13 protein-coding genes are annotated in these 11,854 nt (G+C 61.8%); 6 read left to right on the top strand and 7 right to left on the bottom strand.

Annotated elements, in window-relative coordinates; translation table 11 throughout:
• Window positions 1-135: 135 nt before the first annotated feature.
• Window positions 136-753, top strand: a complete 618-nt coding sequence (rpsD, locus tag P6U23_RS13870) for a 30S ribosomal protein S4 (protein WP_407180303.1) — start codon at window positions 136-138, stop codon at window positions 751-753.
• 80 nt (window positions 754-833) lie between these two features.
• On the top strand, window positions 834-1,901 hold the full coding sequence (locus tag P6U23_RS13865) for a threonine aldolase family protein (protein ID WP_407180302.1): 1,068 nt from the start codon (window positions 834-836) through the stop codon (window positions 1,899-1,901).
• Window positions 1,902-2,009: 108 nt separating this feature from the next.
• On the opposite strand, the gene P6U23_RS13860 is transcribed toward P6U23_RS13865, so the two are convergent.
• The 4 genes from P6U23_RS13860 to grxD are packed head-to-tail and all read right to left on the bottom strand — an operon-like array spanning window position 2,010 to window position 5,494.
• Window positions 2,010-3,275 carry a serine hydrolase domain-containing protein gene (locus P6U23_RS13860; protein ID WP_407180301.1) on the bottom strand — a complete coding sequence of 422 codons (1,266 nt, stop codon included), beginning with the start codon at window positions 3,273-3,275 and terminating at the stop codon, window positions 2,010-2,012.
• 7 nt (window positions 3,276-3,282) lie between these two features.
• Complete coding sequence (locus tag P6U23_RS13855; protein ID WP_407180300.1) at window positions 3,283-4,566, bottom strand: serine hydrolase domain-containing protein; 1,284 nt, start codon at window positions 4,564-4,566, stop codon at window positions 3,283-3,285.
• Window positions 4,567-4,595: 29 nt separating this feature from the next.
• On the bottom strand, window positions 4,596-5,156 hold the full coding sequence (locus P6U23_RS13850; protein ID WP_407180299.1) for an O-acetyl-ADP-ribose deacetylase: 561 nt from the start codon (window positions 5,154-5,156) through the stop codon (window positions 4,596-4,598).
• Window positions 5,157-5,158: 2 nt separating this feature from the next.
• Window positions 5,159-5,494, bottom strand: a complete 336-nt coding sequence (grxD, locus tag P6U23_RS13845; RefSeq protein ID WP_407180298.1) for a Grx4 family monothiol glutaredoxin — start codon at window positions 5,492-5,494, stop codon at window positions 5,159-5,161.
• A gap of 258 nt (window positions 5,495-5,752) precedes the next feature.
• Between grxD and egtB the strand changes: the two genes are divergently transcribed.
• Together egtB and egtD are read left to right on the top strand one after the other, a co-directional pair.
• Window positions 5,753-7,009 carry an ergothioneine biosynthesis protein EgtB gene (gene egtB, locus P6U23_RS13840; RefSeq protein WP_407180297.1) on the top strand — a complete coding sequence of 419 codons (1,257 nt, stop codon included), beginning with the start codon at window positions 5,753-5,755 and terminating at the stop codon, window positions 7,007-7,009.
• A 56-nt stretch (window positions 7,010-7,065) separates the two neighbouring features.
• Window positions 7,066-8,037, top strand: coding sequence for an L-histidine N(alpha)-methyltransferase (egtD, locus tag P6U23_RS13835; protein WP_407180296.1), 972 nt, complete (start codon window positions 7,066-7,068; stop codon window positions 8,035-8,037).
• Here egtD and P6U23_RS13830 read toward each other — a convergent pair.
• The gene (locus P6U23_RS13830; protein ID WP_407180295.1) at window positions 8,013-9,215 is read right to left on the bottom strand and encodes a low temperature requirement protein A; all 1,203 of its coding nucleotides are present in this window, start codon (window positions 9,213-9,215) and stop codon (window positions 8,013-8,015) included. The genes egtD and P6U23_RS13830 overlap by 25 nt on opposite strands.
• Before the next feature lie 32 nt (window positions 9,216-9,247).
• Window positions 9,248-9,484 (bottom strand): BolA family protein, encoded by a 237-nt coding sequence (locus tag P6U23_RS13825; protein WP_407180294.1) that lies wholly within the window; start codon window positions 9,482-9,484, stop codon window positions 9,248-9,250.
• 223 nt (window positions 9,485-9,707) lie between these two features.
• Between P6U23_RS13825 and P6U23_RS13820 the strand changes: the two genes are divergently transcribed.
• Complete coding sequence (locus P6U23_RS13820; protein ID WP_407180293.1) at window positions 9,708-10,070, top strand: DUF427 domain-containing protein; 363 nt, start codon at window positions 9,708-9,710, stop codon at window positions 10,068-10,070.
• 104 nt (window positions 10,071-10,174) lie between these two features.
• Here the strand turns inward: P6U23_RS13820 and P6U23_RS13815 are convergent, their stop codons facing one another.
• A complete protein-coding gene (locus P6U23_RS13815; protein WP_407180292.1) occupies window positions 10,175-10,348 on the bottom strand; it encodes a DUF1328 domain-containing protein in 174 nt (57 codons plus the stop codon).
• Window positions 10,349-10,554: 206 nt separating this feature from the next.
• On the opposite strand from P6U23_RS13815, the gene P6U23_RS13810 reads away from it, so the two are divergent.
• Window positions 10,555-11,742 (top strand): acyltransferase family protein, encoded by a 1,188-nt coding sequence (locus tag P6U23_RS13810; RefSeq protein ID WP_407181446.1) that lies wholly within the window; start codon window positions 10,555-10,557, stop codon window positions 11,740-11,742.
• Window positions 11,743-11,854: the final 112 nt, after the last annotated feature.

Genomic DNA, 11,854 nt, shown 5'->3' with positions numbered 1-11,854 from the left:
GGTCGACCTCTTAGGCTTAAGGGGTGGATCTGTCGGTGCCGGGCATGCCCGGCGCACAGGAGGGCGCGTTTCCTCAAACTTCAACCACCTACACCGGCCGCCGTCCTGCGACGGGGCCGAGCTAAAGAGGACGCGATGAGTAAGCGCAGTGAGGCGAAGTACAAGATCGATCGCCGTATGGGCCAGAACATCTGGGGCCGCCCGAAGAGCCCCGTCAACCGACGTGAATACGGCCCCGGCCAGCACGGCCAGCGCCGCAAGGGCAAGCTCTCCGACTTCGGCGTGCAGCTTCGCGCCAAGCAGAAGCTGAAGGGCTATTACGCCAATATCAGCGAGCGGCAGTTCCATGGCATCTATGTCGAGGCCAGCCGTCTCAAGGGCGACACCGGCGAGAACCTGATCGGGCTGCTCGAGCGCCGTCTCGATGCCCTGGTCTATCGCGCCAAGTTCGTGCCGACCATCTTCGCCGCGCGCCAGTTCATCAATCACGGCCACATCAAGGTGAACGGCCGCCGCGTCAACATTGCGAGCTATCAGCTCAAGGTCGGCGACGTCGTCGAGGTCAAGGAAGCCTCCAAGCAGCTCGCGCTGGTGCTCGAGGCGAGCCAGCTCCCCGAGCGCGACGTGCCCGACTATCTCGACGTCGATCACTCCAAGATGACCGCGAAGTTCGTCCGCGTACCCGGGCTCGCCGACGTGCCGTTCCCGGTGCAGATGGAGCCGCACCTGATCGTCGAATTCTATTCGCGCTGATCGGTCGCGCTGGCTTACGACATCGAAGGCCCCGGTTCTGCCGGGGCCTTTTGTTCAAGTGGTGAGAGACGAGGCTTTTTATGCTCTACACCCCTCCCCCGCGCGATCCCGCCGCGCCGCCGGTCCGCGTCAATCTTTTGTCCGACACCCAGACGCGCCCGACGCCCGCAATGCGCGAAGCCATGGCGCGCGCCGAGGTCGGCGACGAGCAGATCGGCGACGATCCGACGGTCAATCTGCTGTGCGAGCGTGTCGCCGACCTCCTGGGCAAGGAGGCCGCGGTGTTCATGCCCTCCGGCACCATGTGCAATGTTGCCGCGACGCTCGTGCATTGCCGGCCGGGCGATGAGATCCTGGCGCATGAGAGCGCACATCTGATCGCGCGCGAAGGCGGTGCGCATGCGGCGCTCGGCGGCTTCCAGATCACGCCGCTGCCGGGCGCGGAGGGACAATTCTCCCCCGATACGCTGCGCAAGGCGCTGCATCCGCGCAGCCGCTACCAGCCGCCGCAGACGCTTCTGAGCGTCGAGCAGACCGCCAATATCGGCGGCGGCACGATCTGGAAAAAGGGCGTGCTGGACGAGGTCGTGCGGATCGCCAAGGGCGCTGGCCTTGCCACCCACATGGACGGCGCTCGCCTTCTGAACGCCTGTGTGGCCACGGGCATCTCGGCCCGCGATATGGCCGAGGGCTGGGACTCCGCCTGGATCGACTTCTCCAAGGGCCTGGGTGCGCCGATCGGCGGCGTGCTTGCGGGCTCGCGCGCCTTCATCGACGAGGTCTGGCGCTGGAAGCAGCGGCTCGGCGGCTCCATGCGTCAGGCCGGCATTTGCGCCGCCGCCTGCGTTTTCGCGCTGGACCATCATGTCGACCGCCTTGCCGAGGACCACGCCAATGCGCGGGCGCTGGCGCGCGGACTGTCACAGATTGCCGGCCTGAAGGTGCAAGAGCCCGAGACCAATCTGGTGTTCTTCACCCCTGATGGCGCCGGCATCCCAGGCGATCAAATGGTGGCCGAGTTGCGCAAGCGCGGCGTCCTGCTAGCGATGATGGACGGCCGCATCCGCGCCTGCACCCATCTCGATGTCACCGCCGCGATGGTCGAGGAGACCGTCGGTCACGTGCGGGAGATCGTCAGGGGCGGCTAGACCAGAGCCCAGAGCATGATCCGGAAAAGTGCGTAGCGGTTTTCTGAAAAGATCATGCTCAATCAAGAAGCCAAAGCCGATGACGATTCAACTCAATTTCATCGCGCTTTAGTGCCGCATCGCGCGACCGATCAAGATCGGCAATTCGGTCTCGATCTCCCCGCGGTGCGATGGCGTCTGCATCATGCAGAGCACGAACAGATCGTCTTTGGGATCGACGTAGAAGAACGTGCCGGCGACGCCATCCCAGCCATATTCACCGGCCTGCCAGCGGTTATGGGGCGGCGGCGATGTGATCACGGCGAGGCCCAGGCCATATCCGCTATGGGTGCCCAGGAAATAGAGATAAGTGTACGCAATCCCGCTGCCGGGGCCGATGTGGTCGGACGTCATCAGCGCCACCGTCTCCGGCTTCAGATAGCGCTTCCCGTCCAACGTCCCGCCGTTCAGAAGCATCTGCGCGAAGCGTGCGTAGTCGCCCAGCGTCCCGACCATGCCGGCGCCGCCGGATTCCCAGCGGCTGTGCTCCGTCGGATCCTTGATGCCGGCGATCGAGGGCAACAGATCGTTCGGCATGAATTGGGCGATCAATGGCCGCTTCGTCTCATCCGCAACGTAGAATGCGGTGTCGGTCATGCCCAAGGGATCCAGCAGCCGCTCCTTCTCGAACTCGAACAGCGATTTCCCCGAGACCACCTCGATGACCCGGCCGAGCACGTCGATGGAATGGCCATAGTCCCAGACCCTGCCGGGCTGCTCGACCAGCGGCAGCTTCGCCAGGCGCGCGGCGAACTCTGCATTATCGAACTCGCCGCTGTAGAGGTCGGAGTGGGCGTAGAGCTTTCGCACGGCGCCCTCGCCGTAAAACCCGTAAGTGAGGCCAGAGGTCTGCCGCAGCAGGTCCAGGACCGTGATCGGGCGCTGGAGCGGCTCCAGGATGAGCGCCTGCTTGCCGCTTTCATCGCGCTTTTCGACCCCGACCTTCACGTCGGCAAAGGCCGGAATATACTTTGCGACGGGATCGTCGAGCGAAAGCTTGCCGTCGTCGACCAGCATCATCGCCGCCACCGCCGTGATCGGCTTCGACATGGAGTAGAGGCGGAAGATGGTGTCGTCCGTCATCGGCAGCTTGGCCGGAACATCGCGCAAGCCGAACTTTTGGTAATACACGGGCTTGCCATGCTGCTGGATCAACAGCATGGCGCCCGGTATTTTTCCGGTCGCGATCTCGCGGCGCATATAGTTGCTGATCTGATCGAGGCCCGCTTGCGAAAAGCTTGCCGCGGCCGAGGCCGTGATGTCCGCAACCGCGGCGCTCGCCCCCGCTGCAGCAAGCCCGACGACGAGCGCGAACCCCACCCACCTGGCGACCATAAACTTCTCAATTCTCCATGGCTTCATAGATCAATTTCTTTACGGTGGGCTGGATCTTCTGGCGCTCCGAGGGTGTCTGCTCCAACAGCACGAAGAACATGTCCTGTTTGCGGTCAACCACAAAATAACAGCCGCTGGCCCCGTCCCATTTCAGTTCGCCGAGCGAACCGGGCGGCGGCGGCTTGGCATGGCCGGCATCGGTGCGCACGCCGAAACCCAGCCCAAAGCCAAAACCATCACCCGGGAAATAATAGTAGTCGCGTTCCACGCCCGAGCCCGGGCCGACATGGTCCGTGGTCATCTGCGCGTAGGCTTTGGGGCTGAGATATTGCTTGCCGCCGAATTTTCCGCCGTCGAGCACCATCTGCGCGAAGCGCGCCATGTCGTGCATGGTGGAGACCATGCCGCCACCGCCGGACTCCCATTTCATCGGCTTGTCGGCATAGCTTTCAAAGCCGACGCGGAAATCACTGTCGCTCGGCATGGCCTTGGCGATCAGTGCGCGCTTGGCGGGGTCCGTCACGTAAAAACCGGTATCATTCATGCCGAGCGGATCCAGCAATTTCTCACGCTCGACGCCGAGCAGCGATTTCCCGCTGACGATCTCCATGATCCGACCGAGAATGTCGGTGGAATGGCCGTACTGCCAGAGCGCGCCCGGCTGGTTGGCCAGCGGCAGCTTTGCGATGCGCTCGGCGAACTCGGCGTTGTCAAAGTCGCCGGCATAGATGTCGGCGGCGGCGTAGGCCTTGCGCACGAGGCTGTCGCCATAAAAGCCATAGGTGATGCCGGAGGTCTGGGTCATCAGGTCGAAAACGGTCGGCGGGCGGTTTGGCGGCACCAGGTCGAGCGCCTTCGTCCCATCCTCGTTCTTTCGCTCGACGCCGACTTGGACCTTGGCGAAGGACGGGATGTATTTCGCAACGGGGTCGTCGAGCGAGAGTTTGCCCTCATCGATCAGCATCATCGCGACCACGCTGGTGATCGGCTTCGTCATCGAAAACAGGCGGAAGATGGTGTCGTCGGTCATCGGCGCCCCGGTCACGACGTCGCGGACGCCGAAGAACTGGTGATAGACCGGCACCCCGTGCTGCTGGATCAGGAGGATCGCGCCCGGAATCTTGCCCTGCGCCACCTGGTCGCGCAGGTAATCACCGACACGCTCAAGCTTCTGCTTATTGAAATGCGCACCGGCCGGGATGTCGAACGTGCCTTCGGCGTGCGCCGACCATCCCACAATCGCAAACAATATGGCGCAGGCGAGCGACCGCAGCACACGATGCGAGCTCATGCTTCCTCCCCGTGGCTTTTGGGGGGAGTTTAATGGCGGCCTTGACTGGCACAAGCGTCCTTTAGGCTAGCCAAAGCGACTGCATGTAGGCGCGCACTTGGCTCGGAGAAGCAGCAGAAAATGACGCGGGCAAGCGATGGCGCCGCGGCCAGCGCCTCCGATGTCGTTTTCACCGCGATGTCCGCGGCCCGGTCGGCTGGAAAGCGATAGACGCCGGTAGAAATGGCCGGAAAGGCCACCGAGGTTAGCCGGCCCGCGGCGCACAACTCGATTGCGCGGCGATAGCACGACGCCAGGGCTTCCTCTTCGCCCCCTCTGCCGCCACGCCAGACCGGTCCAACGGCGTGGATCACATGCCGCGCGGGCAACCGATATCCCTTGGTGATCTTCGCATCGCCCGTGGAGCAGCCGCCAAGCTTACGGCACTCGGCCAGGAGTTGAGCTCCCGCTGCGCGGTGGATCGCGCCGTCAACGCCACCACCACCGAGGAGAGTGGTATTGGCGGCGTTGACAATAGCATCGACGCTGAGGGTCGTGATGTCAGCGACGATGACTTCCAACTGCGCGCCAGCGAATTGGCGCGTGAACATGTTCAGGCGGCCGGCGCGTTGACCGGGATGCCCTTATCGGAGAACAACTGCTGCAATTCACCGGCCTGGAACATCTCGCGGACGATGTCGCAGCCGCCAACAAACTCGCCCTTCACATAGAGCTGAGGGATGGTCGGCCAGTTGGAATAGACCTTGATGCCATTCCGCAGTTCAGCGGATTCGAGAACGTTGAGGCCCTTATAGCCGACGCCGAGATGATCTAGGATCTGCACCACTTGGCCGGAAAAACCGCACTGCGGAAACTGCGGCGTGCCCTTCATGAACAGCACGACGTCGTTCGACTTCACTTCTTGATCGATAAATTGCTCGATGCTCATCTTGCTTCCCTTTTGGGGCCATATCACCCGACACTACCCTATATGTAGCGCAAACCGTTGGTTAGCCAAAGTAAATTGGCGAAGATTATTTGCGCCGTCGGGGACAATTGGGCCGTCCCGGTGAGGTCCGTAGCCTGACGATACCAATATCATGGCGTCGGGAGGCTTTTTTCCCGAAACGGAACCCCTATCTAGGACGAACTGCCCGTTTGGAACCTGTCCTTGGGACCGGCGTTCTCTTTGCCACCGGAGATTCCTGTGACGAAACCGACATCCGCCGCGGCCACGCTTTCCATCACAAGCCCGTCACTCTTCTCCAATCCCGGCACGCTCGCCCAGGATCTGGTGGAAGCCTATTTGGCGGTCCGCAACGAGACCGAGCGGCGCGCGGCGCCCTTGAGTGCGGAGGACCAGCTCATCCAGTCAATGCCGGACGCGAGCCCCGCAAAATGGCACCGCGCCCATACGACCTGGTTCTTCGAGCAATTTCTTCTGAGTGAGCACTGTCCGGGCTACCGCCCTTTCCACCCTGACTACGCCTTCTTGTTCAATTCCTATTATGTCAGCGCTGGTCCCCGGCATGCACGGCATCGTCGCGGTGACCTGACCCGCCCCTGCGCGGACGAAATCACCGCCTATCGGCGCTACGTCGACGCGGCCGTGGCGGAATTCTTCCAATCGGCAAGCGAGGAGGTGCTCAACCGCGTCGCGCCGCTGGTGGAGGTCGGCCTCAACCACGAACAGCAGCATCAGGAATTGATGCTGACCGACATCCTGCACGCCTTCGCACAGAACCCGATCCTGCCCGCCTATGAGCCGCACTGGCAGTTTCCCGCCTCGGCGCCGAATAGCGAGGACTGGGTCACGCTCAATGAGGGAATCTACACGATCGGACACAGCGACGACAGCTTCCATTTCGACAACGAGAAACCAGCCCACCGCGCCCTCGTCGGGCCGGTCAAACTGGCCCGCAATCTCATCACCAATGCCGAATGGCTCGCCTTCATGCAGGACGGCGGCTATTCCGACGCGACGCTGTGGTTGATGGACGGGTTTGCGGCGGCCAGCAACGAAGCGTGGCAGGCGCCGCTCTATTGGCGCGAAATCGACGGGCAATGGCATGTCATGACGCTCGCAGGCCTGAAGCCGGTCGATCCAGCCGCGCCGGTCTGCCACGTCAGCTATTACGAGGCCGATGCATTTGCGCGCTGGAGCGGAAGGCACCTGCCAACCGAAATGGAATGGGAGGTCGCCGCACGTGCGGGCCAGCTCAACGACGCCTTTGGGATCGTCTGGCAATGGACGCGCAGCGCCTATTCGCCCTATCCGGGCTATCGCGCGGCTGAAGGTGCGCTCGGGGAGTACAACGGCAAGTTCATGGTCAATCAGCTCGTGCTGCGCGGCTCTTCGCTTGCAACCCCGGCGCGTCACAGTCGTACCACCTACCGCAACTTCTTCTATCCGCACCACCGCTGGCAATTTTCCGGACTGCGCCTTGCCGACTACGCCGTCTAAAGGCGTTGCCCTGAAACGAGATCAACCGCGCGGGATAGCGCGTTCTGGAGAGTATCATGAATGTGCATGCCGCCGCTTTGGCCGACGCGCATCTTCCCGATGAACAGACCTGCGCATTTGCGCGCGGTGCCATCGAGGGTCTGTCGCAGCAGCGCAAACATCTCTCGCCGAAATATTTCTACGACGCGACCGGCTCGGAGCTGTTCGAGGCGATCACGCGCCTGCCGGAATATTATCCAACCCGAACCGAGCTATCGATCTTGAGGGATCGCGCGAGCGACATCGCCGCCTTCGTGCCCGAAGGCGCGGCCTTGGTCGAATTCGGCGCCGGCTCAACCACAAAGGTACGTCGCCTGCTGCAGAGCTGCGCGGTGAGCGCCTATGTGCCCGTCGACATTTCCGGCGAATTTCTCAACGCTCAGGCCGCCGGTTTGCGCAAGGACTTTCCATCGCTCGCGGTCTATCCGGTCGCGGCGGACTTTACCGGAACCTTCAAATTGCCGGAGGCGATCGCCGCCATGCCGAAGGTCGGCTTTTTCCCCGGCTCAACCATCGGCAACTTCGAGCCGCACGAAGCCTGCCGGTTCCTGCGCAGCGCGGCGCAGATTTTAGGCAGCGGGGCGCGGATGGTCATCGGCGTCGACCTCGAGAAGGACGAGCGCGTGCTCTGTAACGCCTATAACGATGCAGCCGGCGTCACAGCGCGCTTCAATCTCAATGTGCTGGTGCGGATCAACCGCGAACTCGGTGGCAATTTCGATCTGTCGGCCTTTACCCACCGCGCGATCTATAACCGCGAGCAACATCGCATCGAGATGCATTTGATCGCCAAGAAGGCGCAAATCGTGCGTTTTCTCGGCACCAGCTTCTCATTCCGTCCGGGCGAAAGCATTCACACCGAGAACAGCTACAAATACAGCATCGAGCGCTTTGCGGCGCTGGCGCGGGGTTCCGGCTGGCAGGTCTGCCACTCCTGGACGGACGAGGCCAAGATGTTCTCGGTTCACGCGCTACTGGCCGAAGGCTGAGTTTTCGATCCCGACCGCAGTGAGAGCGACTCCCAAACGGCAACCGCGACTAGGATGGCCGTGGTGACCGCTGACAGCATCAGCGGGGACAGCTCGCGCGCAAGAAAGAACAACACGGCGAGCGCGAGAATGCCGACGATGTGCGAGAGCTGCAGCCAGCCTCGGATATTGTGCTTGAATAGAATGGTGCCCAGAAGAAACAGCAAGGGGCCGCCGATCGCGCAAATCGCCGTCTTCAGGTCGGATGTGCCGTCCGGATGCGCCAATACGAGATCGTCGGCGACCGCGGACAGGATGATACCGGCGACAATCGGCATGTGCAGATAGGTGTAGGCTGAGCGCGCCAGCCGTCCGGGATCGCTGGATTTCGAGATCAGTTCGGAGCCGGCCTCGGCGCCCTTGTGGAAATAGATCCACCACATCACGATGCTGCTGGCAAAGGCCGAGACAAACGCGAGGACAGTGGTCGTCGTCCAGTTCAGTTCGGCAAAGGTCGCGCCGGTCACGACGACGGATTCGCCGAGCGCGATGATGATGAAGCCGGCGCAGCGCTCGGCCATGTGGCCGCCTTCGACATACCAGTCTTGAATGGAAGATGCGCCATAGATCGGGATCCAGAACCGGACGACCGGTGAGACGTACTCGATCGCGAGCGCCAGCATCCACAGCGCAAGGCGCTGCTCGCCATCGGCCAGCCCGCCAATTATCCAGAAGACGCCGGCAGCGCTGAGCCAGCTCAAAATGCGGATTCCGTTCCGGTGCACACCCACGTTCGAGGGCGAGGCGACGGCCACAAAAAAAACGGCGCGGCCGACCTGCATCGCCGCATACGCGACTGCAAACCACAGGCCGCGCGTCTCAAACGCGTGCGGAATCGAGGTCGACAGGACAAGTCCGCCGAGCATCAGGAGAAACAGCAGAATGCGAACCGGCGTCAGCTCCGGATTGAGCCAGTTCGTAACCCAGGCGGTGTAGACCCAGACCCACCAGACCGCGAGAAAGAGCAGCGTGGTCTGGACCGCTCCGAGCAGGGTGAAGCGGGCAAGGAGATAATGCGAGACCTGCGTGACGGCAAAGACGAAGACCAGGTCGAACAGAAGCTCGGCGTAAGTGACGCGGCTGTGCTGGTTCGGCACCAGCGCGCGGAACATCGTGCCGCGGGATTTCTCGCTGGCCATGGCACTCCCCTGCCGGTCAAGAGACCGCGGCTCTAGCCTTCCGGCACCCCGGTCTGCAGGGCCAGCGCGTGCAGCATGCTCCCCATTTGGCCGCGCAGCGATTGATACACGATCTGATGCTGCTGGACGCGCGACTTGCCGCGGAAGGATTCGGAGATCACGGTCGCGGCGTAGTGGTCACCATCACCGGCAAGATCGCGGATCGTCACATCGGCATCGGGGATCGCTGCCTTGATCATCGATTCGATATCGCGGGCGTCCATCGGCATCCCAGTCTGGCTCCTTTTCGTTTCGCGGCGCTTTCTTTTTCCGGCGTTCGAATCGGGCCGGGCGTCGCTACTCCAGCCAGCCCAATTTAGCGTGAACGCCCTTCAAGGTCACGTAGTGTGGCACTATATTTGTGCGTCCAACCATTACAAAGCCGCAAGAAGCCGCGTCTTGCCGTCGCAACAGGCTAAGCAGAAGAGGGCCGACCAGAAAGGCTTGAAAACCATGAAACTCCCCGGTCCCGACCATCCCATCACCATCACGCCGAACCCCAAGCGGGTCCGTGTGTCAGTCGGCAACACCGTGATCGCCGAGACCACCCACGCGCTGACGCTGAAAGAGGCGAAATATCCCGCTGTGCAATATGTGCCGCGCGAGGATGCCCGGATGGATCTGCTCAAACGCACCGACCGGGTGACGCATTGCCCCTACAAGGGCGACGCGAGCTATTTCAGCATCGTTGCCGACGGCAATGTGCTGGAGAATTCGATCTGGACGTATGAGACGCCCTTCCCGGCGATGGCCGAAATTTCCGGACATCTTGCCTTCTATCCGGACAAGGTGAAGATCGAGGAAGTGGCCAGTTGACCTCAGTCGTTCCGGCCGACGCGTCAGGGCTGGGGCCGCGAGATTCCGACTTCGACGCTTCGCACCGCGCGGGGATGACGGGACGATACAAATGTCCGGAATTCCTATGCCCTGAATATCGTGAGCCCCAATATCAACAACACCAGGAAGATCACGACAAAGATGTAGAATAGAATGCGCGCGACATCAGCGGAAGCGGCCGATATACCGGTGAAGCCGAGAAGGCCAGCCACAATGGAAATCAAGAAGAACAGCAGCGCCCATCTCAGCAGTGTCACGGCTCGTCCTCCAGCGCACGTCGCAGCGTTCGTAACCTAGATGAGCTAACTTCCGCCGATATACGAAGGTTCCTGCAACCGGCCTGCTCTTTGCGCCAGCCGTTGACGGCAACGTGAGATTCACGCCGACGCCTCCCGGCAATTGGCGCTTGCTGAATCGGGTTCCCAGCGGCAACATCGCAGAACAGGCCAATGCCCCGGGGCGTATTGTGACCTCGATTACCCATTCGACGGCCCCCGCAGACGTTCAGGCGGTGCCACGGACAAAAGCGCGCAACGCCGCGCTTGATCGTGCTCGCACCTTCCTCACGCTCGTGGTGCTGCTCCACCACTCCGTGATTCCCTATACCTATTTCGGCCACACCGATCCCAAGTCGTGGATCGGCTTCGACATGATCGTTCTCGCCACCGACAGTTTCTTCATGGCGATGTTCTTCTTCCTGTCGGGGCTGTTTGTGTGGCCGGGCCTCGCCCGCAAAGGGGCGCTGAACTATTTGAGCGATCGCCTGACCCGGCTTGGCCTGCCGTTCGTGATCTGCGCGTTCACGATCATCCCGATCGCCTATTACGCGATCTCGCTGCGGCAATCGCCGGAGCTGAGTTTTACAGAATTCTGGCGGCGAACCATCATCGTCGGACCATGGCCGAGCGGACCGGTCTGGTTTCTCTGGGTTCTGCTGTCGTTCGATGTCGTCGCAAGCGTGCTCCATCGGCTCTCACCCACGCTGCTCGACCCGATCAACCGCCTGTCGCTGCGCGCCGCCGAGCATCCTGCCGAATTCTTCGCGGTGATGTTTGGCGTCACCGCCATTCTCTATATTCCCGGGCGCGTTTACTGGGGACCGGGGAGCTGGTTCGAGTTCGGGCCGTTCTCAGTCCAGCACGGCCGCGTCCTGCTCTATGCGTCGTACTTCTTCTTCGGCGCAGGCATTGGGCTTGCGAACCTCGATCGCGGGCTGCTGAGTGCTGAGGGCAAGCTCGCCAAGAACTGCCCGCGCTGGATGATCGCTACGATCATTCCCTATAGCCTGATGTGGGGGCTCATCTACATCAAACGCGGAATATTGGACAATCCGGAACGGCTTCCCGATTGGTACGAAGCGACCTACGGCTTCTTCTTCGCCGCCTTCAGCGTCGCCATCATGTTCGTGATTCTGGGCTACTTTCTCAAATACAAACGATCGGGCTTTAGTATCCTCGATCCGATGCAGCCGGATGCATACGGCATGTTCCTGGTGCACTATCCGATCGCGCTTTGGCTGCAATATTGGCTGTTTGACTTCGATATTCCGGCCATCGCAAAAGCGCTTGCTGTGTTTGTGCTCACGGTCCTCTTGAGCTGGGCCGCAAGCGCCGGCTTGCGGCAAATCCCCGGCGCCAACCACGTGCTGTAGCGGTGACCTTCTCACCTGGCATCAAACCTGCATTCGCGCATGCAGGGAGGTGTGTGCCAAGGACCCGTACTCGAGAAGGACACAGCAATGGGATTAGCCGCCATTTTGATCG

This window comes from Bradyrhizobium sp. STM 3562, from assembly GCF_045571435.1.
GTDB lineage: Bacteria > Pseudomonadota > Alphaproteobacteria > Rhizobiales > Xanthobacteraceae > Bradyrhizobium.
The sequence above is the reverse complement of the archived record's forward strand: the minus strand, read 5'-3'. Positions and strand labels throughout refer to the sequence as shown.